This is a genomic window from Bradyrhizobium sp. CCBAU 051011 (assembly GCF_009930815.1).
In the GTDB taxonomy this organism is placed as follows: domain Bacteria; phylum Pseudomonadota; class Alphaproteobacteria; order Rhizobiales; family Xanthobacteraceae; genus Bradyrhizobium.
On sequence record NZ_CP022222.1, the window covers coordinates 3,604,199 to 3,626,923 of the forward strand.

18 protein-coding genes and 1 pseudogene are annotated in these 22,725 nt (G+C 62.6%); 12 read left to right on the forward strand and 7 right to left on the reverse strand.

All coding sequences use genetic code 11. The annotated features are described in order from the left end of the window. The first annotated feature begins 49 nt into the window (after positions 1-49). The 3 genes from pgm (at position 50) to ACH79_RS17020 (ending at position 2,771) form a co-directional block, all read left to right on the forward strand. On the forward strand, positions 50-1,690 hold the full coding sequence (gene pgm / locus ACH79_RS17010; RefSeq protein WP_161852017.1) for a phosphoglucomutase (alpha-D-glucose-1,6-bisphosphate-dependent): 1,641 nt from the start codon (positions 50-52) through the stop codon (positions 1,688-1,690). A 238-nt stretch (positions 1,691-1,928) separates the two neighbouring features. Further along, positions 1,929-2,255: a hypothetical protein gene (locus tag ACH79_RS17015; RefSeq protein WP_161852018.1), complete on the forward strand. Its 327-nt coding sequence runs from the start codon at positions 1,929-1,931 to the stop codon at positions 2,253-2,255. Between the two features lie 141 nt (positions 2,256-2,396). Next, positions 2,397-2,771: a helix-turn-helix domain-containing protein gene (locus ACH79_RS17020; RefSeq protein WP_246738573.1), complete on the forward strand. Its 375-nt coding sequence runs from the start codon at positions 2,397-2,399 to the stop codon at positions 2,769-2,771. A gap of 68 nt (positions 2,772-2,839) precedes the next feature. Here ACH79_RS17020 and ACH79_RS17025 read toward each other — a convergent pair whose 3' ends face one another. Continuing rightward, positions 2,840-3,400 carry a hypothetical protein gene (locus tag ACH79_RS17025; RefSeq protein WP_161852020.1) on the reverse strand — a complete coding sequence of 187 codons (561 nt, stop codon included), beginning with the start codon at positions 3,398-3,400 and terminating at the stop codon, positions 2,840-2,842. Positions 3,401-3,674: 274 nt separating this feature from the next. On the opposite strand from ACH79_RS17025, the gene ACH79_RS17030 reads away from it, so the two are divergent. Next, the gene (locus ACH79_RS17030) at positions 3,675-4,832 is read left to right on the forward strand and encodes a YcaO-like family protein (protein WP_161852021.1); all 1,158 of its coding nucleotides are present in this window, start codon (positions 3,675-3,677) and stop codon (positions 4,830-4,832) included. Positions 4,833-4,871: 39 nt separating this feature from the next. Beyond that, positions 4,872-6,974: a BTAD domain-containing putative transcriptional regulator gene (locus ACH79_RS17035; protein ID WP_161852022.1), complete on the forward strand. Its 2,103-nt coding sequence runs from the start codon at positions 4,872-4,874 to the stop codon at positions 6,972-6,974. Positions 6,975-7,075: 101 nt separating this feature from the next. Here ACH79_RS17035 and ACH79_RS17040 read toward each other — a convergent pair whose 3' ends face one another. Both ACH79_RS17040 and ACH79_RS17045 read right to left on the reverse strand, forming a co-directional pair. After that, positions 7,076-7,486 (reverse strand): hypothetical protein, encoded by a 411-nt coding sequence (locus ACH79_RS17040; protein ID WP_161852023.1) that lies wholly within the window; start codon positions 7,484-7,486, stop codon positions 7,076-7,078. A gap of 42 nt (positions 7,487-7,528) precedes the next feature. After that, positions 7,529-9,055, reverse strand: a complete 1,527-nt coding sequence (locus ACH79_RS17045) for a peroxidase family protein (protein ID WP_161852024.1) — start codon at positions 9,053-9,055, stop codon at positions 7,529-7,531. A 756-nt stretch (positions 9,056-9,811) separates the two neighbouring features. Here ACH79_RS17045 and ACH79_RS17050 point away from each other — a divergent pair. Further along, on the forward strand, positions 9,812-10,687 hold the full coding sequence (locus tag ACH79_RS17050; protein WP_161856407.1) for a dihydrodipicolinate synthase family protein: 876 nt from the start codon (positions 9,812-9,814) through the stop codon (positions 10,685-10,687). Positions 10,688-10,689: 2 nt separating this feature from the next. On the opposite strand, the pseudogene ftsH reads toward ACH79_RS17050, so the two are convergent. Then, positions 10,690-12,530: pseudogene (gene ftsH / locus ACH79_RS17055) on the reverse strand (ATP-dependent zinc metalloprotease FtsH). Between the two features lie 329 nt (positions 12,531-12,859). On the opposite strand from ftsH, the gene ACH79_RS17060 reads away from it, so the two are divergent. Next, complete coding sequence (locus ACH79_RS17060) at positions 12,860-13,960, forward strand: S1C family serine protease (RefSeq protein WP_161852025.1); 1,101 nt, start codon at positions 12,860-12,862, stop codon at positions 13,958-13,960. Between the two features lie 148 nt (positions 13,961-14,108). Further along, the gene (locus ACH79_RS17065) at positions 14,109-16,433 is read left to right on the forward strand and encodes a xanthine dehydrogenase family protein molybdopterin-binding subunit (RefSeq protein WP_161852026.1); all 2,325 of its coding nucleotides are present in this window, start codon (positions 14,109-14,111) and stop codon (positions 16,431-16,433) included. Between the two features lie 54 nt (positions 16,434-16,487). On the opposite strand, the gene ACH79_RS17070 is transcribed toward ACH79_RS17065, so the two are convergent. The 3 genes from ACH79_RS17070 to ACH79_RS17080 are packed head-to-tail and all read right to left on the reverse strand — an operon-like array spanning position 16,488 to position 19,707. Further along, complete coding sequence (locus ACH79_RS17070; protein WP_161852027.1) at positions 16,488-17,684, reverse strand: acyl-CoA dehydrogenase family protein; 1,197 nt, start codon at positions 17,682-17,684, stop codon at positions 16,488-16,490. A 15-nt stretch (positions 17,685-17,699) separates the two neighbouring features. Continuing rightward, the gene (locus tag ACH79_RS17075; RefSeq protein WP_161852028.1) at positions 17,700-18,833 is read right to left on the reverse strand and encodes an acyl-CoA dehydrogenase family protein; all 1,134 of its coding nucleotides are present in this window, start codon (positions 18,831-18,833) and stop codon (positions 17,700-17,702) included. A 25-nt stretch (positions 18,834-18,858) separates the two neighbouring features. Further along, positions 18,859-19,707: an enoyl-CoA hydratase gene (locus ACH79_RS17080; RefSeq protein ID WP_161852029.1), complete on the reverse strand. Its 849-nt coding sequence runs from the start codon at positions 19,705-19,707 to the stop codon at positions 18,859-18,861. A gap of 163 nt (positions 19,708-19,870) precedes the next feature. On the opposite strand from ACH79_RS17080, the gene ACH79_RS17085 reads away from it, so the two are divergent. Genes ACH79_RS17085 through ACH79_RS17100 form a run of 4 tightly spaced genes read left to right on the forward strand, consistent with a single transcriptional unit; the run spans position 19,871 to position 22,518 of the window. Then, entirely contained in the window at positions 19,871-20,479 is a 609-nt protein-coding gene (locus ACH79_RS17085; RefSeq protein ID WP_161852030.1) for a LemA family protein, read from the forward strand. A 9-nt stretch (positions 20,480-20,488) separates the two neighbouring features. After that, the gene (locus ACH79_RS17090; RefSeq protein ID WP_161852031.1) at positions 20,489-21,388 is read left to right on the forward strand and encodes a YgcG family protein; all 900 of its coding nucleotides are present in this window, start codon (positions 20,489-20,491) and stop codon (positions 21,386-21,388) included. Positions 21,389-21,390: 2 nt separating this feature from the next. After that, positions 21,391-21,888, forward strand: coding sequence for a TPM domain-containing protein (locus ACH79_RS17095; RefSeq protein ID WP_161852032.1), 498 nt, complete (start codon positions 21,391-21,393; stop codon positions 21,886-21,888). A gap of 12 nt (positions 21,889-21,900) precedes the next feature. Continuing rightward, positions 21,901-22,518, forward strand: a complete 618-nt coding sequence (locus ACH79_RS17100; protein WP_161852033.1) for a GyrI-like domain-containing protein — start codon at positions 21,901-21,903, stop codon at positions 22,516-22,518. Positions 22,519-22,725: the final 207 nt, after the last annotated feature.

The window sequence follows — 22,725 nt, forward strand, 5'->3', positions numbered from 1 at the left end:
CATCGCTTCTACGTATAATCCGGCCAAACCACCCATTCCGTGAGGTCATGTGACTGCCCCCAATCCCGCTGCCGGCAAGCCGGTCGATCCCGCTTCCCTCGTCAACGTGCCGCAATTGGTAACGGCCTATTTCGCGTCGAAGCCGGATCCCTCCGATCCCACCCAGCGCGTTGCGTTTGGAACTTCGGGCCATCGCGGGACGTCGCTGAAGAACTCGTTCAATGAAAACCACATCCTGGCGACGACCCAGGCGATCTGCGATCATCGCCGCGAGACGGGGCTCACCGGTCCGATGTTCATCGGCATCGATACCCATGCGCTGGCGGAGCCGGCGCTCGCAAGCGCGGTGGAGGTGTTTGCCGCCAACGGCGTCGAGATCATGGTCGATGAGGGGGGCGGCTACACGCCGACGCCGGTGATCTCGCATGCGATCCTGAGCTACAACAAGGGCCGAACGAGCGGGCTTGCCGACGGCGTAGTTATCTCGCCGTCGCATAATCCGCCTGAAGATGGCGGGTATAAATACAACCCGCCGCATGGCGGTCCGGCCGATACCGACGTGACGGCCAAGGTCGAAAAGGCCGCCAACGCCTACATGGAGGCCGGCATGAAGGGCGTCGCGCGGATGCCGTATGCGCGCGCCCGCAACGCGCCCACGACGCATCTGCACGACTACATCCGTCCCTATGTTGCCGATCTCGGCAATGCCGTGGACATGGCGCTGATCAAATCATCCGGCGTGAAAATCGGGGTCGATCCATTGGGCGGCGCCGCCGTGCATTACTGGCAGCCGCTGATCGAGCACTACGGAATCAACGCGACGGTCGTGAACGACGCCGTCGACCCGACTTTCCGTTTCATGACCGCGGACTGGGACGGAAAAATCCGGATGGATTGTTCCTCGCCGTTCGCGATGGCGAGCCTGATCCAGATGCGCGACAGGTTCGACGTTGCCTTCGCCAACGATACCGACGCCGACCGGCACGGCATCGTCACGCGCACAGGCGGCCTGATGAACCCGAACCATTTTCTTGCGGCAGCGATCGCCTATCTGTTCGAGCATCGGCCGCAATGGGGCCGCGAGGCCGCGATCGGCAAGACCATCGTTTCCAGTTCGATCATCGACCGTGTTGCCAGGAAGCTCAATCGCAAGCTGGTCGAAACGCCGGTCGGTTTCAAATGGTTCGTCGAAGGCCTCGGCAGCGGCGCGTTCGGTTTCGCGGGCGAGGAAAGCGCCGGCGCATCGTTCCTCAAGCGCGACGGCTCGGTTTGGACGACCGACAAGGACGGCATCGTGATGGGGCTGCTTGCTGCCGAAATCCTCGGCCGCACCGGCCGCGACCCGAGCCAGTTGTTTGCCGGACTGACGGCCGAGCTCGGCGTTCCCTTTTACGAGCGGATCGATGTGCCGGCGACACCGAAGCAGAAGAGCGCGCTGAAGGCGCTCGGGCCGGAGCAGCTCGACATGCGCCAGCTTGCCGGTGAGCCGGTCAGCGCGATACGGACGCGCGCGCCCGGCAACGACCAATCCTTCGGCGGCATCAAGGTCGAGTCCGAAGCGGGATGGTTTGCCGCGCGGCCATCGGGGACCGAGGACGTCTACAAGATCTACGCCGAAAGCTTCCGGGACCAGAATCACTTGAAAACGATTCAGCAGGACGCGCAGCGCGCCATCGCGAAGGCTTTCTGAGTTTCGCGATGAGATGGTCCGGAGGTCGATAACGGGAAACGCCGAATTTTCGCCCAAGTGCATCAGTTCGGCACAATTTGCCCTCCAAGGGAACCAGAAACGAACTTTTTCGGTCGTGCGGATTGCGATCACGCTGAAATCACGAAGGCCCGAGCAGTGTTAGGCTCGGGAGTTAGCTGCCAGAAAGACCGTCCCGAACAGGCGGTCTGTCAGCTATCGCGAGGTACCGGGGGATGAAATGAGTGCTGAATCGGTCGTCTACTATCTAAATCGCGTGCCTGAGAGCGATCCGAATGACCAAACCGAATGGCTTGTAACGGCATTGGGCCAATATACCGGCGCGGAACTGCGCGAACTGCTCTATGTGGCGGAAGAACCTGGCTTCTTTGAACTAATGCGCGGGCTGTTTGCGCTCCCGGACGAGAGCCGTGCTGCCCTGCAGCATTTTCTCGAAACCGGTCACCCTCCCGCCATGAAGGCGGGGATCGACCCGAAGGGACGGTTGACGATCGAGCACGTCACTGACGAGCAGCGGGTGAAGCTGCTTCCTGGGATCGCGAATTAGCATCTGCATCTCCTTGAGGTTGTGCTAGGATCTCCCCAGCTTGAAACAGCCCGGGGGAGTCTGCCGATGGCGACGAGGAAGTCTGGCCCGCTCGATGCGATGGTGGGCGTCAGGATTCGGATGTTTCGGATCAACCGCGGCATGAGCCAAGCCCTGCTCGCCGAACGAATTGGCGTTACCTTTCAGCAACTGCAGAAATATGAACGGGGCGTCAACCGGGTCGGCGCCAGCCGGTTGTCGCAGATCGCTTCTGTGCTGGGCGTTTCGGTCGGCGAGTTGTTCGAATCTGTCGGGCCTGGATCTTCCGACTTGAATTCAGCGGCTCGCTTGCTCGCCGAGCCGGGTGCCTTGCGCGTTCTCAAGGCCTATGCGCGAACGACCAGCCCGCGTCTACGGCTTTGCATCGCGAAGCTGGTTGAAAGCATCGCCGATCGAGCGCCCGTGGCCAAGACCACGGTTGCGCAGCTGGGTACTGTCGATCACGATGAGCGGTGGAAGTTTCCTTCGCGGGGATAGTCCTCGTCAAGGAAAGACACGCGGCAATCTCATGCCGCTCCATTGGATTGGATCGTCCGATCGCCGAGTCAGCCGGTCGCGCGAATCGCAAGCCGCTCCCGCTCCGGCGGTCTGCTGCCGGGAATGAACTCGCCTATCCAGTCGCGGCGCGTCGCCTCGATATGCCAGGACATTGCCTCGGCCGAATAGGGGGCGGGATCAGGAATGTCCTTGCGAATCTCCTTGCCGTCGAGCCAGCCGCAACTATGCGAGTAGCGCGCGTTGCAGACGAGGTGGATATCGCCGTGGTCCTGTAGCAGGACGTACCCATCGGCCGGAAAGAACGTGCCGGCAAGTTCGATCGCACCGGGTAACTGACGTACCAACAGGAACGTACTGGTGGATTGCTTTTCCGATTCGGAGACCAGCACGCCGACGAGGCTGTGAATTGGCGCAATCGACTGTGGTGCAACCAGCGCGAGAGGCTCTGTGATCGGGCCGGCCGTCGCAATCGAAAGATACTCGCCCTCAGGTCCCCAACGGCAGGCGATCAGCCATTCGCGGCTACGGTCACGAATCAAGGTCGGCTTGGCATAGTCCGATCGTGCAATATCTGCTGCCATGGCTATGACTAAGGCTTTCGCGAGCATAAGTTCCTCCAGGGCGAAAGGCGGGGCTTGCCTTACGCCCTGAGTCTGCGCGTCAAGTCGTGAGGTCACCGTGAGCGGTACCGAAAATTCGATGCAAGAGTTGCTTGCACGCGCGGCAGCGTTGCTTCTTGGCAACGAATCGGACGCGGCTGGCGATCACGATGCCGAACTTGTGCTACGGGCGCTGGAATACGGCGTTAAATCCAGTGGCCAGATTGATTCGGAAACCGCGAATCGCTCCCATTTGCTTCTCGCTGCCTCGCGATTTTCGCGTGTGTTCGAATTGGTCGCGCCCGATGCGCCTGGCCTGATCAGCTTTGGTGCGCAATTCGATCCGGCGCTTGCCGATCCCTTGCATGACGGATGCCCCATGGTCGGCGTTTCCGGCGTCGGTCTGACGTTGCAGGAAGCATTCCAGGGCTGCATCGGCGAGGGTATAGAGTATCTCTCTCAATTGCAGGCCGGTACCGACCTGTTGCTCAAACCCGGCATCGACGATTGGGCTGGGAAACTCGGTCCGAAGGCGCTGGAATTGGTTGCCGTGCTTTCGGAACGAAGCATGCAACCGGAGCGGGTGCGTTCCTGGTGTCGCGCAACGCGCGTGACCGACGGCGGCGAAGTGTTGCTTCCGGCGGATATCTGTCTGCGGCGTCCGCCGGCACACCGCGACTTCGCGCCGCCATACCCCTTGAGCATCGGCTCAGCCGCGGGTCCGTCGCGGGATGCCGCAGCGCTGCGCGGCCTCCTTGAATTGATCGAACGCGATGCGGCCAGCCTGTGGTGGAGGGGCGGTCGCTTGCCGCGATCGATTCCGGTGCAGCATAAAGCCGACCTCGTGGCGAAAGAGTTGTTGCAGAGGCTTCGCCACGGCGCAGCAGCGCAGCGCCGGACATGGCTACTCGATATCACGACGGATATCGGCGTGCCCTGCGTCGCGGCGGTCTCCTGCCGGTCGGATGGTTCGGGTTTTGCCTTCGGCCTCGCGGCGCGGCCGGCGCTCGAGGCTGCGGTGCGCTCCGCGATTGTGGAAATGTGTCAGCTCGAACTGGCCGACGCCATCGTCGCAACCAAACGCCGCGAGCGTGGTGACGGCGCGCTCAATGCACAGGATCGTATCCACCTGCAGCGCGCAGCCATCGACACCGACCAGTGCAGATTGCTGCAGCCCGTCGCGGAGCACGCGGCCCATCTGCCGCTTCACGCAACTGAAGCGAGCGCCATATTTGAATTGATCGTACAGCGATTGGAAAGACTGGGAGTCGAGACGTTCTGTATCGAACTCACGCGCCAGCGCTTCGCCGTTCCGGTGGTCCGCGTGATCGCCCCGGGCCTGCAACTGGAGCCCTCCGAAATCGTCACGGCTAGGCTGCAGGATACGATGGCGCGAACCGGCGGCGGCGCAATCTATACCGGGGGTGTTGCTTTGATATAGACTGGCAGGAATTAACCAACCGGGTCCGGAAGCCGTTACATGCCGGCCAGTGCCAACGCCATGACATCAGACAACGCCGCGGCGGTGCCCGAAAGCGCGCCGCGTCTGTCGGTATCGCTGGTCGGTCGGTTCGGGGTCCGGTTCAACGGCCGTGCGATCGAACTGCGAACCCGCAAGGCCGGCGCCGTCCTGAGTTACCTCGCGCTATCGGAGGCGAAGCAGGAGAGCCGCGAGCGGCTGGTCGGCCTGCTCTGGAGCCGTTCGGACGAGGAAAAGGCGCGTGCTTCGCTGCGTCAGGTCGTGCGCGAACTGAGGTCCACGCTCGAGGAGGCCGGCTATGACGGTTTCGTCGCGGAGCGGCTGTTGATCGGTCTCGAGACCGGGCGAATCGAAGTCGACATCGAAAGCGTGATTCGACTCGCCGAAACCGGGCGCGTTCACCCGCTGCTGCTCGATACGCCGCAGCTCGATGGCCGGCTGCTCGAAGGGATGGACGATCTCGACCCCTCGTTCCGGGTCTGGGTGCTGGCCAAGCGACAGACCATCCATGAACGGCTGATGCGCAATCTCGACGAAGGCTTGACCTCCGCGAGCGTGCCCCCCGATGCCAAAAAGAGGATCGCGGCTGCGATCGTCAATCTCGATCCGACCCATGAATATGCCTGCCGCTATTTGATGCGGGCGCATGCGGAAGAAGGCGATACGGCCGGTGCGTTGCGCATCTACAAGGCGCTGTGGGATCTGCTGGACCGCGACTACGCGATGGAGCCGTCGTCGGCCACCGAAGAGCTCGTCGCCAATATCAAGCTCGGCATTCTGGAACGCGCGCCGGCCGATCGGGCGGCGTCGGCGGCGAATGACGAATTCGCCGTCAGAATGATCAGAGGGACCGCCGTTCAGCCGGCAGTTCCGATGTCATCAGCGGTCAATGCATCTGCCAAGACGCGCCTCGTGCTGCGCCCCTTTGCCATGCACGGTGTCGATGAGGATCACAGCCATCTGGTGCAGGGGTTCTCCCAGCATCTTGCCGCCTGTCTCGTACGTTTCCGCGAATGGAGCGTGGTCGACCGTCCGCCGGCCGCGATGGTGCTTCCCGCGCCGGACTCCGCGCCCCAATACTGCATCGAGACCACTGCCTATCAGGCAGGCGCCGAGATCAATATCGTGATGGTGCTGCGGGACGACACCACGGGAATCTATATCTGGAGCGAAAGCTTCCGCCTCGGCCTCGGCAACTGGTTTGAAACGCAGCAGCGCGTCATCCGCCGGATCGCGACTTCGTTGAACGTGCAGTTGTCGACGGAACGGCTGATGCGGCTCGCCGGCGAGCCGGACGTGTCGCTCGATCTGCACGACCGCTGGCTGCGCGGACAGAACCTCATGTCGAAATTCGATCCTGAAAGCTGGCGGCGGGCGGTCGCGATCTTCCGCGACGCGATCCGTGACAATCCGGGGTTCTCGCCCTGCTACAGCAGCCTCGTGCAGATCAACAACATCGAGCATCTGGTGCATCCCGGGGTCTTTCGCGATCTCGACAAGGCCAAGGCGACCCTCGAACTGGCGAAGACCGCCGTTCAACTGGACCCGGTCGATTCCAGGGCACATCTGTGCTGCGGCTGGTCCTATGTGATGGCGCTTCGCGAGACGGAGGCTGCGCCGCACATGACGCTCGCCTGCGAGCTCAATGACAACGATCCGTGGACGTTGCTGTCCAGCGCTCACTATGACGCCCTTTGCGGATCGATCGAGCAGGCTCGGCTCAGGGCCGATCAGGCGCTGACGGTCTCACCGGCGCCTTCCTATCTCGAATGGGCATATCATGGCACCATTCGCTTTCTGTGTGGCGACTATGAAGGAGCCCTCGAGGCCTGCGACCGTGCCAATAGCATCGTGCGGATCTTGCCGGCATGGAGGACCGCCACGTTGTTCTACCTCGGTGAGTTGGAAAGGGCGCGCGAAGAAGGTCAGCGCTTCGTGAACGGACTACGCTCGTTCTGGGTAGGCACGTCCGTTCCGACCGACGAGGCAGTGGTTCGGTGGGTCATGCAAGCTCACCCGATCAGCGTGAGCGAGCGACGGGAAACCCTTCGTCGAGGTTTGCTCGGCGCAGGGCTTCCTGTCGGAGATATCGTCCAGCTCTGACTAGAGCGTGATGACTTTTCTTCGAATCGTCATCTCGCTCTTTTGTTTGGTCCAAGCATGATCTTTTCGGAAAGCCGGTATCCACTTTTCCGGATCATGCTCTAGGCGCAGAAGCTGATCGTGTAGTCGCCGATACGCTCGGCGTGCACCTTGAATTTCTCAGCTTCCGGAATTACCGGATCCATCCCGTTGAACAGCCGCTTGTAGAACGGCGGAAGCGGATAGGTTGCGCCCGGCTTGCTGAGCTTCTCTTCGGAGTCCGCGATCGCCACCGCAGGCGGCAGGCGCACGACGATCGTGTCCAGATGCTGCTCGACGAACTGTACCTTCGTGTAGCGGTCCGGAACCGTCATGAACACCTGCGCCTTGGCGAGTTGCTCCTTGAATTCGTCGATGCTGGTCGGGATCGGATATTCGTTGTCGTCGTCGAGGTAGTTCTTGCCCGTCGACCAGGTCTTCACCAGATTGCCCCAGCGCTCATGATTGGTGACTTGCATTCTCTCGAGTGCCATCGTTCTTACTCCTCCGGGTTGAGTGAAGCGGAGAATCCCGCTTCACAAAAATGCGGGCACGGCTTGCCGCAGATCGGCAATTTCGGTGGTGAATTCCACCAGCCGAGCCATGTTTGAGATGTCTGGAATGTCCTGAAGTACGTTCGCCAGGTAAAATTCGCGGGAAATCAGATCCAGTTGGTCGGCGAGCGGGCCGCCGGCCGGCTGCGGGTCGCTCGCGAGCGCCCCGAATATCACCTCCGATACGATGATCGAACCGAGCAGCCCGAGCCGCAAGCCCTCCGTCTGCTGCATCGCCTCGAACAGGACGAAGAATGGCAGCGGCGGATCGTTCGAAAGCGTTTCGACGTCCTCGTCTGTCAGCGCGCCGTAGGTCTGTGACGAGACGAGCCATTCGCGAAGCTGATCGACGCGGTAGGCGCGGTCGGCAAGCAGGCGAGACATGGCGATCAAATGCGGTCGCCTGTCGCCGATCTCGGCAATCAATGCGTCTACCGACCACATGCCGGCGACGCCGGCGCCGAGCAGGTCGCGATAGAGCAGGCCGACCCGTGCCGTTTCGTCGAACGGCGGAAAGATCTGGTCATTGCCCAGCCCATCGCTGAGATGAGGCCCGATGCGGCGGCTGAAGTTCGGCGTCGACCCGTTGATCTCGAAGAAGCGCGACCATTGCACCATCCAGGTCTCGTCGAGAGGCATGTTGCCCGGATCGTTCGCGGAGGTCTTTTCGAGGGTGTTGTTGAGATCGTGGAGCGACAGGTCGTTGATCTGGTATTCCGGTCGCACCATGGCATGACCGAAGCGAAACGCGCCGTGCGAAAACTCGAACGGAATTTCCCAATCTGCGGGCGCGAGGCGGCCGGCCGAAGCGAGCCGGTCCATGAAGTGGGGGGAAGGCCCGCAGTAGCTTGCGTAGATCGCCGGATGAATCACCCGCTGCATCAGGTCGTTGCGGATGATGTTGTGATAGATGGCCGTCAATGCGCTGCGGGCGCACAGGAAGCGCTTGTAGGCTGCGCCGAACCGGCCGTTCGGCCCGGCAGTATCTTCGCGGCCGCGAATGATGTCGACGAGCCCGTTGTGCAACAGTGCGAGCAGCGCAGTGAGCTGCGACATGACGGCATGATCGTCGTTGCGCGGATCGGCGACAAGCGCCTCGGTGAGCGCAACGCGAACGCCCGCAATGCTGCGGTCGATCCCCGTCACGTTCTCGGCCGGTGTCCGCGCGATGTCGCGGAACGGGCAACCGCTCGCGGGCTCGTTCTCCTTCCAGCGCATTCGCCCGAGACGCAGCTTGGTGCGGCGGTCGTCGTTCGGCGCGTCGAGCGCATAGATGTGCGGCGATCCGACAGGGCCGCTGCCGTATAGCGTCTCCAGCCGAAGCGGCGTGCGGCGGGCATTGGTTGTCCCGCGGCCGAGTCCTCCCGCGACTGAAAGCGGAATCGCCGAGTGAACCAGATCATGCGCGATGAACTGCAGCAGATAGGTGTAGCCGGAGGGAATGAAGGGATTCTCCCAGCGCTCCGCCGATCGAGCGTGATGTGGCGGCCATTTAATTGCGGCATCCATTCGCCGCGACAGGCGATGCATCAGTCCACGAAGCTTTGCATGGTGTGCAGGCGAACAGAGCGGATCGACACCGAATGCGCGGAAGCGTTGTGAAGGCGCCGGTGTGCCGAGGAAGTGACGAAAGCCGGGAGTATTCGGCGCTGGATTAGAGGCGCACGTATTGAGCTCTGAAGTTCGGAGAGAGGATGCGTCAGCGACCTTCTGCACAACCATCAAACCTGTCTCGCGCTTGGTCAAGGCGACGAGATTGCGAAGAAAGTCGTGAAATTATCGTGAGTTAAATCGTTAGAACCTGTGAACAAGTGTGGACATCTTTTGGCCAGCGTGTTGTGGCCTGATGCCGCGTAACGGAGCGCCTGCCAGCAGTTTCCCGGCGGGTGATGCGGCGTATGATCCGGCATCTCGCGGCGCCGGCGCGCATAGGCGTATGCGCGAAGCCGGACGGCATCCTTGACGCGATATCTCGGCGCAATGCTCGCGGTGATTATTGTTGTTTGCGTGCCGCGCGAGTTTTTTCGTTCGAGCGCGCCGGGCAAGCTGCCGACAACTATTCAATCGAGCTGAGACCTGACGTCGAGAGTCTTGTGCTTCCCGGCGTCGAGGTAATCGACATCGAGGTGCGCTGCCGGCGATCGATGCCTGGCTGCGGGAGCGCAAATGACGGAGACACGCTCGGCGTTTTCGGAAGCGTTGCCTTGCCCGGCCGTTCCGGATAGCCATGGCGGAGAAAGTTTCCGCGCGAGGCACTCTCTCACCATGGCTGATTTCCACGGCGTCTTTCCCTATCTGGTCTCACCGGTCGATGTATCAGGCGAAATTCGCACCGATGTGCTGGGTCAGCTCTGCGATGATCTCATCAAGGCAGGCGTGCATGGGCTGACGCCGCTCGGGTCGACCGGCGAGTTCGCCTATCTCAACCAGGCGCAGCGCGCGAGCGTGGTGCAGGCAACGATCGAGGCGGCGAGGGGCCGCGTGCCTGTCGTCGCCGGTGTCGCCTCGACGTCGACGGCGGATGCGGTGGCGCAGGCGAGGGCGCATCAGAAGCTCGGCGCCGACGGCATCCTCGCGATCATGGAGGCGTATTTTCCGATCGCCGACGCGCAGGTCGAATCCTATTTCCGCGCCATTGCCGACGCCGTCGACATTCCCGTCGTGATCTACACCAATCCGCAATTCCAGCGGTCCGATCTCACGCTCGATGTCATCGAACGGCTCGCGACCCATCCGCGCATCGGCTACATCAAGGATGCCTCGACCAATACCGGCCGCTTGCTGTCGATCATCAATCGCTGCGGCGACAGCATCAAAGTCTTCTCCGCGTCCGCCCATATTCCGGCGGCGGTGATGCTGATCGGCGGGCTCGGCTGGATGGCCGGCCCTGCCTGCATCATTCCGCGGCAGAGCGTCGAACTCTACAATCTCTGCAAGGCGGCGCGCTGGGATGAAGCGATGGCGCTGCAAAGCAGGCTCTGGCGTATCAATGAGGTCTTTGCGCGCTTCAATCTCGCCGCCTGCATCAAGGCCGGACTCGGGATTCAGGGCTATCCGGTCGGAGACCCGGTCCCGCCGCAGGCGGCGTTGACGGTAGACCAGCGCAAGGTGGTCGAGGCGGCCCTGCGCGATCTCGGATAAGGCTAGATCGCCCGCAGCGCCTCCTTTGGCGTTTCGCGTATCAGCGCTTCGAGGTCACTCTGCTCCAGGGTTTCCTTCTCCAGCAATTTTTCGCTGCGCGGTCCAGGATTGCGCGGCGCGCCTTCAGGATGCCTTGCGCGCGTTCGAACACCCGATCGACGATCGCGCGAACCTCCTCGTCGACTGCTGCAGCGGTTTCGTCCGCATAATCGCGCTCGCGCGTCGGGAAGGGCCGGTCGGCGCCGGCCAGGAAATTGCCGGGATCGCGCTCGTAGGCGACGCTGCCGAGCTTTTCGGACATGCCGTAGCGCGTCACCATGCTGCGGGCGATGTCCGTGACGCGGCGAAGGTCGTCGGCGGCACCGGTGGACAGATGGTTGAACACGATCAACTCGGCCGCGCGGCCGCCAAGCAGCACCGCCATCTTGTTCTCCAACTCCTCCTTGGTCATCAGGAAGCGGTCCTCGATCGGGCGCTGAATGGTGTAGCCGAGCGCGCCGACGCCACGCGGAATGATCGACACCTTGTGCACGGGGTCGACGCCAGGCAGCGAGAGTGCGATCAGCGCGTGGCCCATTTCGTGAAAGGCGACGATCTCGCGCTCCTTCGGATTAAGCAGCCGGTTCCGCTTTTCCAGCCCCGCAACCATGCGCTCGACTGCGTTGTTGAAGTCGGTCATTCCGACCGCAGAGGCGCCTCGGCGTGTAGCCAGCAAGGCGGCTTCATTGACCAGGTTGGCGAGGTCGGCTCCCGTGAATCCCGGAGTCAGCGCCGCAACCGCCTCGGCATCGACGCTCGCATCAAGCTGCACCTTTTTCATATGCACCTTGAGAATTTCAACGCGGCCCTTCTTGTCGGGCCGGTCGACCAGCACCTGCCTATCGAAGCGGCCCGCTCGCAAGAGCGCTGGATCGAGGATTTCCGGTCGATTGGTGGCAGCCAGGATGACGAGCCCGGAACGCGAGTCGAAACCGTCGAGTTCGACCAGGAGCTGATTGAGCGTCTGCTCCTTCTCGTCATGCCCACCTGCAAAAGGGCCGATGCCCCGGGCGCGGCCGAGCGCGTCAAGCTCGTCGATGAAGATGATCGCCGGAGCCTTCTGGTGCGCCTGCTGAAACAAATCACGCACCCGCGCCGCGCCGACGCCGACGAACATCTCGACGAATTCCGAACCTGAAATCGAGAAGAACGGCACCTTGGCCTCGCCGGCCACGGCCTTGGCCAACAGCGTCTTGCCGGTGCCGGGCGGTCCGACCAGCAGAACTCCCTTGGGCATGCGTCCTCCGAGCCGTCCGTAGTCGGTCGGATTCTTCAGGAAGTCGACGACCTCGCGCAGCTCGTCCTTGGCTTCGTCGACGCCGGCGACGTCGGCAAAGTTCACGCCGGTATCGGCCTCGACATAGATCTTGGCCTTGCTCTTGCCGATCGCCATCAGCCCGCCGCCCAAACCTCCGCCTTCCATGGTTCGTTTGCCGATGTACCACCACAGGCCGAAGAACAGCAGCACCGGCATGATCCATGACAAGAGGTCGCGCAGGAAGGTACTCTCGATCTGGCCCGTGAAGCGGACGTTGTATTTCTCAAGCTCCTGCGCGGTCTCCTGATCGACCCGAGTGGTGAGGAACTGTTTCTGCCCGCCGGACAACGGCTCCTTCAACGTGCCTTGCAGTGTGCGGTCGGAAATGCCGACGGTGGCGACCTTCCCCTGCTTCAACAATTGCTGATATTCGCTGTAGGGGATGACGGCAATTTGGCTTGCCGCGGAGAAGAAATACTGGATCAGGAAGATTGCCAAGATGGCGGCGATCGCATACCCGACGTTGAAACGCGTCTTGTTGTTCATCATCGGATTGTTGTTCATGATCCGCGCCTTCACACGAAGCCGCCTCGGGACACTCGCCTGACGAAGAGATCCGCCGGCGACACCGGATTGCGGCTCTCTGACAATGGGAACAGGAAGATTTGGTTTCAATGGTGGCGGAAGCGGCTTGCGGGGCACATCGCCCTACCTAAATCATTGCTGGAAAGCCAACTTCGGCGCGCCAGCAAGTCTCTGAAAGATCAGAAACTTTCGGCTGCTCTGGGTGTTTGGTTATCAGGACATTTCGGCTGAACAGCCCGTGCCTTCCGTTTGCCCTTCGCACGCGAGCGGCATTGCCAGGTGAGTGATCAATGAACCGTCGCTTTGCGCTTTCTTTAGCCGTCATCGCAGCCGTACTGGTGGCGCTGACCCTCTCCAATATTCGCTACAGCCCATGGACCAATACCACCGCCCGAACCGTCGACCAGCGCGGTCCGCTGTCCGATGCCGAGCGCGCAAACATCGAGCTTTTCGAGCGAGTCTCGCCGTCAGTCGTTCAGGTCGCGGCGCGATCCGGCGTGGCCAATCCCTTCGAAGAAGAGGAAGGCCCGGCGGCCTCAGGTCCGGCAGCCTCCGGCACCGGGTTTGTCTGGGACAGTAGCGGCCATGTGGTCACCAACAATCACGTCGTGCAAAATAGCCGCGAGGTAGCCGTTCGCTTCGCCTCGGGCGAGGTGGCGCAAGCTTCAATCGTCGGCGTAGCACCGAACTACGATCTGGCCGTGCTGCGGATCAGGAATCCGCGCCAGTTACCGCCGCCGGTGGCGCTCGGCAGTTCTAACGACCTCAAGGTAGGTCAAATTGCATTTGCGATAGGTAATCCCTTCGGCCTCGATCAATCGCTGACCAGCGGCATCATCAGCGCGCTCAAGCGCCGACTGCCGACCAGCAGCGGCCGCGAGATCACCAACGTGATCCAGACCGACACCGCGATCAATCCGGGCAATTCGGGCGGGCCGCTACTGGATTCGGCGGGGCGGCTGATCGGTGTCAACACGGCGATCATCTCGCCGTCGGGATCGAGCGCCGGCATCGGGTTTGCGGTGCCCGTCGATATCGTCAATCGCGTGGTCCCCGAGCTCATCAAGAACGGCCGCGTGCCGACGCCCGGGATCGGGATTATCGCCGCCAGCGAGGCCGTCTCGACCAGGTTAGGCGTCGAAGGGGTAATCATCGTGCGTACCGCGCCCGGGAGCCCGGCCGAACGCGCCGGCATTCGCGGCGTCGATTTCAACTCGGGTGCACTGGGCGACGTCATTGTCCAGGTTGACGGCAAGCCGGTGCACCGGCTTTCCGACCTGACCGATCAGATCGAGCAAGTCGGCGCCGGCAAGAGCATTCGCATCAGCCTGAAGCGCGGCTCGCAGACTCGCGACATTACCATCGACATCGTCGACATCGGCCGCAGCTGATACTTCTTTTTTGACGACAGAATCTACAAGCCCGCGACACGCGTGCCGCGGGCTTGGCGCATTTATTGCAGCGGATTGAATGAGTTGTCTCGGGCCGAAAAACCGCTAAAACCGCGCCCGATCCGACAGAAGCTTTAAGGACAAACTGATGAACATTCTTCCCGGCAATATGCGTTTTGGTGCGGGCCAGCCGGTCAAGCGTTTGGAAGACCAGAGACTGCTCACCGGGAAGGGACAGTTCATCGACGACAAGCCGGAGGACGGCGCGCTGTGGCTGCACCTGCTGCGCTCGCCCCATGCTCACGCGAAAATCGTTTCGATCGATACGAGCGAGGCCGCCGGGATGACCGGCGTCGCAGCCATCTACACCGGCGCGGACCTGATCAAGGACGATATCGGCACCCTCCCGACGCTCGCGATCTTCAAGCGGCCGGACGGCACGCCGATGACAGTGCCGCCGCGCCGGCTGCTCGCGCATGAAATCGTGCGCTATGCCGGCGAGGCCGTCGCCGCCGTGGTCGCGACATCGCGGGTGCAGGCGCAGACGGCGGCCGAAGCGATCACCGTCGAATACGAGGTGCTGCCCTCGGTGGTCGATCCCGTCGAGGCGGTGAAGCCCGGCGCGCCGGTGGTATGGCCCGAGGCGCCCGACAACATCGTGGCCGCCATGAGCTACGGCGATGCGGCCAAGGTCGAAGAGGCCTTCGCCAATGCCGCGCATAAAGTCTCGCTCGATCTGGTCAGCCAGCGGCTGGTGCCATCAGCGATGGAGCCGCGCTCGACGATTGCCGAGATAGAGAAGAAGACCGGCCGGCTGATCCTGCACGTGCAGTCGCAGACCCCCGGTTCGACCAGGGACCTGCTCGCTGAATCCATTCTGAAGCGGCCGAAGGACAGCGTCCGCGTGCTGGTCGGCGATATCGGCGGCGGCTTCGGCCAGAAGACCAGTCTTTATCCCGAGGACGGCATCGTTGCCTACGCCGCGACCAAGCTGAACAAGAAGATCCGCTGGCGCGGCGACCGCACCGACGAGTTCGTCGGCGGCACCCATGGCCGCGATCTCACCTCGACCGGCGAATTCGCGCTCGACGCCAAGGGCCGCGTGCTCGCCTATCGTGTGCGCTCGATCGGCGGCACCGGCGCGTATTCGTCGGGAACCGCGAACATCATTCCGCTGGTGCTCGGCCCGTTCGTGCAGACCGGGGTCTACGATTTGCCGCTGGTGCATTTCGAGGTGAAATCGGTGATGACCAACACCGCGCCGGTCGGCGCCTATCGTGGGGCGGGGCGCCCCGAGGCGGTGTTCATTGTCGAGCGGCTGATGGATGCGGCCGCGCGCCAGATCGGCATGGACCCGCGCACCATCCGCAAGGTCAACTACATCAAGCCGGCGCAACTGCCCTACACTAACGCCGTCGGCCAGGTGTACGATTCCGGCGCCTTCGCGCACATGCTGTCGCGCGCTGCGGAGCTTTCGGATTGGGATGGTTTTGCCGCCCGCAAGAAGGCGGCGAAGAAGAAGGGGCTACTCTACGGGCGTGGCCTCACCAGCTACATCGAATGGACCGGCGGGCGCGCGCATACCGAAAAGGTCAGCCTGCATGCGACCGCCGAGGGCCGCATCATCCTGCATTCCGGCACCATGGCGATGGGGCAGGGCCTGCAGACCACCTACAGCCAGATGATCTCGGAATCGCTGGGCATCTCCCTGGACAAGATCGATGTCGTGCAGGGCGACACGGACCTGGCCACCGGCTTCGGCAGCGTCGGTTCGCGCTCGCTGTTCGTCGGCGGCACGGCGGTCGCGGTCTCCAGCAATGACATGATCCAGAAGGCGCGCGAGAAGGCGTCCAACGTGCTGGAGACGTCGGTCGGAGATATCGAATATCGCGACGGCTGGCTGACTGTGGTCGGTACCGACAAGCGCATCAGCCTGTTCGAGATCGCGAAGAACGAGGATGGCGCGCGGCTCTCGGTTGACAGTGAAGGCGAAGTCGACGGGCCGAGCTGGCCGAACGGCACGCATATCTGCGAGGTCGAGATCGATCCCGAGACCGGCGTCAGCAAGGTGGTGCGCTACACCACGGTCGACGACGTCGGCGTTGCCGTCAACCCAATGCTGGTGACTGGCCAGGTGCATGGCGGCATCGCCCAGGGCATCGGCCAGGCGCTCTACGAAGGCGTCGCCTATAGCGAGGAGGGTCAGCTATTGACCGCGAGCTATCAGGACTACTGCGTGCCGCGCGCCGACGACATCCCGCCGATCACGGTGATGCTGGATGATTCCGCGCCGTGCCGCACCAATCCACTCGGCGCCAAGGGCTGCGGCGAATCCGGCGCCATCGGCGGCCCGCCCTGCGTCACCAACGGCGTGATGGATGCCTTGAGCGAACTCGGCATCAAGCAGCTCAACACGCCATTGACGCCGGCGAAGGTATGGCAGGCGATCCGGGATGCGAGGGCGGGGGCGTAAGGCGCGCTTTCTCAACTCGTCATGGCCGGGACAAGCCCGGCCATGACGGGTGAGCTAAAGCCCCAGCACCATCTTCGCGACGATGTCCCGCTGGATCTCCGACGAGCCGCCGAAGATCGTATATGCCCGTCCGTTGAGATATTCCGGCACCACCGGCAGCAACTCCTCCGGAATTCCCGGCGTCTCATTCAGGCTATACAGCGGCCGCACCGGCTCGACATAGAGCCCGTCATTGCCGATCACGTCGACGCCGAGCCGCGTCACCGCCTGACGGATTTCGCTGACGCGCAGCTTTAGCAGTGACGACACCGCGCCGGGATTTTGCCCAGTCTGCAGCGCCGACAGCACACGCAGCTCAGTCATTTCCAGCGTATCGATATCGACCTCGATCTCGGACATCCGCACCGCGATATCGGGATCATCGATGGCGCGGCCAGTGACTTCGGACTCGGCGAGGTCCGAAATCGTCTTCAGCGCGTCGCGCAGCTTGGCCGAGGCGATGCCGGCGCCGCGTTCGAATTCGAGCAGGTATTTTCCGTAGGTCCAGCCCTTGCCTTCCTCGCCGACGCGGTTGGCGACGGGGACGCGCACATCATCAAAGAACACCTGGTTGACTTCGTGGTCGCCGCCGATGGTGAGGATCGGCCGCGTCGTGATGCCCGGGGTCTTCATGTCGATCAGGATGAAGGAGATGCCGTCCTGTTGCCGCTCGGTCTCGTTGGTGCGCACCAGCGCGAACATGCGGTTGGCATGATGGGCGTGCGTGGTCCAGATCTTGGTGCCGTTGATGATGTAGTCATCGCCATCGCGCACGGCACGGGTTTTCAGCGAGGAAAGATCGGAGCCGGAGCCCGGCTCGGAATAGCCCTGGCACCAGTAATCTTCGCCGGAGAGAATCCGCGGCAGATAAAAATTCTTCTGCTCGGGCGAGCCGAAGCCGATGATGACGGGGCCAACCATCTTGACGCCCATGACATTGACATTGGGCACGCCGGCGCGGGCGCATTCGGCCTCAAAAATCCAGCGCTGCGCCGGGGTCCAGTCGGGTCCACCGTGCTCCACCGGCCAGCCCGGTGCGCCCCAACCCTTCCTGTGCAGCGCGCGCTGCCAGGCCATGCCGATATCAGGGTCGGAGAACACCGACGGCGTCAGGGCGGTGGCGCGCTTCATCTCCGGCGTGAGGTTGGCCGCGATGAAGTCGCGGACTTCCTTCTCGAAGGCGCGCTCTGCGGCGTTGAAAGCGAGATCCATGGATAGCGCTCCTGTTCAGGCCTGGACGGCACGGCCGCCGAGGGCGGCATGACGGCGATAATGATAGGCGCTGCCGCCGAACAGCGTGTCGAAGGCGAGCAGCCGTTTGAAATAGGAACCGATGTCAAGCTCTTCGGTGACCCCCATGGCGCCGTGAAGCTGGACCGATTGTTCGGCGACGAAGCGCGCGCATTTGCCGATCTTGGCTTTTGCCCCCGACGCGGCGCGGCTGCGCGCCACAGGTTCGGCATCGGCCATCAGCGCGGCACGCAGCGCCATCGAACGCGCCTCGTCGCATTGCATCGCCATGTCGGCGAGGCGATGGCGGATCACCTGATTGGCGGACAGCGGCCGTCCAAACTGCTTTCGTATCTTGGTATATTCGAGCGTCTGGTCGAGCAGAGTCTGCATGATGCCGACCGCCTCCGCGCCGAGCGCGGCCATCGCGCGATCGACCACGGCTTCGATCGCGGACAGCGCGTCGCGGCCGTCGCCGAGCAGGGCTCCGGCGGGAAGCTGCACGCCGTTGAGATCGAGGTTGCAGGCCCGACCGCCGCCGAGACGAGGAAAGTCGCGCGAGGTGAACCCGGCTGCGCCGTGAGGCATGAGGAAGAGCCCGAGCTTGCCGTCATTGTCGCGTGCCGAGACGATGATCTGCCCGGCGGCGTTACCGTCGAGCACGGCGGTCTTCTGTCCATCGAGACGCCAGCCGTCAGGCGTCTTCTTCGCTGATGTCGCGACCTTGGCCAGATCGAAGCGCGCCTGTCGTTCCGAATGCGCGAACGCCACAACCAGCGAGCCGTCGGCGATCTTTGGCAGCAGGGCCTGCTTCTGTGCGTCGGAGCCGCATTCCGAGATAAGCGATGCACCGATCACGACGGTGGAGAGATAGGGCTCAGACACCAGGCCGCGTCCAAAAGCTTCCATCAGAATTCCAATCTCGATCGCGCCTCCGCCGAGCCCGCCATGAGCCTCGGGAATCGGCAGCGCCAGCCAGCCGAGATCGGCGAACTGCTTCCAGATGTCGGCGCTGAAGCCGAGCGGATCGCCCGCAATCTTTCGGCGATGATCGGCGGTATAGGTCTCGCTGACAAAGCGGTCGGAACTTTCGCGCAGCAACCGCTGCTCGTCGCTCAAGGTGAGGTCCATCTGATCTTCTTTGCTTGTTGCTGTTCTATTTTGCTTGGGCGGGTTTGCGGACGGACGGATGAAGGCCTGCCGGATCCACGATCATTCCGAATTCCTGAAGATTGTGCGCGTGACAGAGCTGATGCAGCGCGAATGCCTGCTCGATCGCCGCGGGCTGTCCCATGACGTCCACCGAGCGATTGACCGCTTCCTTGGTCAGTTTCAGCGCAAAAGAGGGTTTTGCCGCGATCCGCTCAGCGAGCTTCATCACGAAGGAGGAGAGTTCGTCCCGCGGCACCACGTGATTGACCATGCCGAGCCGGTGCGCTTCCTCCGCGCTCCAGACGTCTGCCGTGAACAGCAATTCCTTGGCCTTGCGTGGGCCGAGCTCCCAGGGATGCACGAACCACTCGACGCCGCAGACGCCCATGGTCACGACGGGATCGCAGAACTCGGCATCGTGGCTTGCGACGATGAGGTCGCAGGCCCAGGCCAGCATCAGCCCGCCGGCGATGCATTTGCCGTGCACCTCCGCAATCGTCGGTTTAGCGAGATTGCGCCAGCGCCGCGTGATCTGCAGATAGATCTCCTGCTCGCGCGCGAAACGGCCGTGGGCGTTGGGTTCGGCGAATCCGCCCCAATTTCCGACCGGTGGAAAATCCGCGCCGGCGGTGTTTTTGCCGCCGGGTCGCAGGTCATGCCCCGACGAAAAATGCGGGCCGTTGCCGGCGAGGATGATGACCTTGACCGTGTCGTCCTGCACCGCCTGGTCGAAGGCGGCGTTGAGGTCGTAGGTCATCTGCAGGTTCTGCGCGTTGCGTGCCTCGGGCCGGTTCATCACGATCCGCGCTACTCGCGGGTCGGGCCGCTCCACGACGATGGTTTCGAACTGCATGGCGCCCTCGCGTTTCCTTATTGTTGGCGGTCATGTTGTTATTTCGGCAAATGATACGCAAGGGCCGTCGCCTGCAAAATCGGGCCCAGTCGGGCTCGCGCCTGCATACCGGACGCAACCAATCTGCTATGGTGGCGTTGGACTTTTCTTTTGGGAGAGTTCGATGCGCAGATTTTGGACCGTGCTAGCCGCGCTGGCCACGCTGAGCCTGACCAATTGCGGCTACAATGCCATCCAGACCACTGACGAGCAGGTCAAGTCGGGCTGGTCGGAAGTGGTCAACCAATACCAGCGCCGCGCCGACCTTGTGCCCAACCTCGTCAATTCGGTGAAGGGCTTTGCGCAGCAGGAAAAGGACGTGCTGCTCGGCGTCACCAATGCCCGTGCCAAGGTCGGCAGCGTCCAGGCGACGCCGGAAGTGCTGAACGATCCCGCCGCATTCCAGAAATTCCAGGCAGCCCAGGGCGAGCTGTCGAGCGCGCTGTCGCGGCTATTGGTGGTGACCGAAAACTATCCGCAGCTCAAGTCGGACGCCTTGTTCCGCGACCTGATGGCGCAGCTCGAAGGCACTGAAAACCGCATCACCGTGGCGCGCAACCGCTACATCAAGGCGGTGCAGGACTATAACGTCGGCATCCGCACTTTCCCGAACAATCTGACGGCGATGGCATTCGGCTACAAGGAGAAGCCGAATTTCACGGTCGAGAACGAGAAGGCGATCTCGACGGCGCCAAAGGTGGACTTCAACCCGACGCCGGCGCCCGCCAAGTAGCGGACGAAAATGAACGCCGCAAGGGCTTCTCTTCTTGCACTGCTGCTGTGCTGGGCCGCTTCCGCGCTGGCCCTCGTCGCGGTGCCGCCGCTGAGCGGTCGTGTCGTCGATCAGACCGGCACGCTTTCGGCCGGCGATATCGCCGCGCTGACGCAGACATTGCGGGATCTGGAGACGCGAAAGGGCAGCCAGATCGCGGTGCTGATCGTGCCGACGACGGACGGCGAGGCCATCGAGCAATTTTCGCTGCGCGTCGCGGAAGCCTGGAAGATCGGCCGCAAGAAGGTCGATGACGGCGCGCTGCTCGTCATCGCCAAGAACGATCGCCATCTGCGCATCGAGGTCGGCTACGGCCTCGAAGGCGCGCTGACCGATGCCACCACGAAGCGCATCATCGACGAAGACATCACGCCGAAATTCAAGGCCGGCGATTTCGCCGGCGGCGTTTCGGCGGGCGTCACCCGGATCGTCCGGATCGCCGACGGCGAGAAGTTGCCGGAGCCGGAGCCACCGCATTGGCAGGGTCCAGGTCTGTCCAACTATATCGACCCGTTCAATCCCTTTATCCTCGTCTTCGCTTTCATTGTCGGCGGGGTGCTGAGGGCGTTGCTTGGCCGGTTCATCGGCGCGGCGGCAACCGGCGGCATCGTCGGGATCTTCGGCTGGTTCCTTGCCGGATCGCTTGCGGCTGCGATCCTCATCGGTTTTATCGCTTTCGTCGTAACCTTCCTCGTCCAGAACATGGGCTCCATGGGGCCAAGCGTGGGACGCCGCGGCAGGGACAATGGATGGGTCATCGGCGGCAGCGGCGGCTCGTGGTCCGGCGGTAGCAGCTCCGGCGACAGCGACGGCGGATTTCGCGGTGGCGGCGGCAGCTTTGGCGGCGGCGGTGCATCGGGGAGCTGGTAGCCATGAGCATCGGACGTATCACCAGGCATCTTCTCCAGCATCACTGGCGCCGCCGGCGCGATTTCCCGCCGGCCCTCTTGGCGAGGATCGAACAGGCGATCAACGCGGGCGAGGCCACGCATTCCGGGCAGATTCGTTTTGTGGTCGAAGGCGCGCTCGACGGTGCGCCGCTGTTTCGCAACCAGTCCGCGCGGGAGCGGGCGCTGGACGTCTTTTCGCATTTGCGGATCTGGGACACTGCGCATAATAACGGCGTGCTGATCTATCTCCTGCTCGCCGACCGCGACGTCGAGATCGTCGCCGATCGCGGTATCGACGCCAAGGTCGGCGCGGAAGGCTGGGAGAAGATCTGCAGAGAGATGGAAACCGCTTTCAGGGCGGAAGACTTTGAGCGCGGCGTGATCAAGGGCATCGAGGCGGTGTCGCGCGAACTGGCCACGCATTTTCCGAGGGTTGGCGGGGGAACGAATGAGCTACCCGATGCGCCGGTGGTGATCTAGCCGAAGACGAACATGGACAAGATCGATTTCAAGAAGAAGCTCTCAACGCTCTACAGCGCACCAAAAGGCAGTTTTGCTCTCCTCGACGTGCCGGTCATGAAATTCGTCAAGATCGACGGCAAAGGCGACCCCAATCGCGATCCGGCCTACAAGCGCGCCGTCGAGTGGCTGTATTCGGCGAGCTACGCGATGAAATTTGCCACCAGGGCCAAATCGGGAAAAGACTACGTCGTTCCGCCGCTCGAAGGCCTTTGGTGGGCTGACAATCCAGACGATTTTGTCGAACGCCGGAAGCATCTGTGGCAATGGACGATGATGATCATGGTGCCCGACTTCGTTGAGCGATCCCTATACGAGGCGGCCCTGGCAAAATCGCGGGACAAGCTCGGGGAGCCTCCGGTCTCGCTGCGCCTTGAGCCATTGGACGAAGGGCGATGCCTGCAGACGCTGCATATCGGCAGTTACGACGACGAAGGTCCGACGCTCGCCAGGCTTCACAACGAGATCATGCCTAAGAAGGGGATGACGTTTGCAGGGCCACATCACGAGATCTATCTGAGCGATCCACGCAAGACGTCACCGGAAAAGCTCAAGACGATTCTGCGGCAGCCGGTCAGAAGCGCTGGCTGAAGGCCACGCGAACTAGCGGCGCATTTTCCAAGGGCGGAGGGACGAACGAATTGCCGGATGCGCCGGGGGTGCTGTAGTGCGCTACCAACGCCCTAAACCAAGGGATAGTCGGCTCCATCCGTCTGCACAGTGCGAGCCTACCTCAAGACGGTTTGGCCATACCTGCATGCAATGGAATCAGCCGACACCGGGTGTTACCAATCGCGG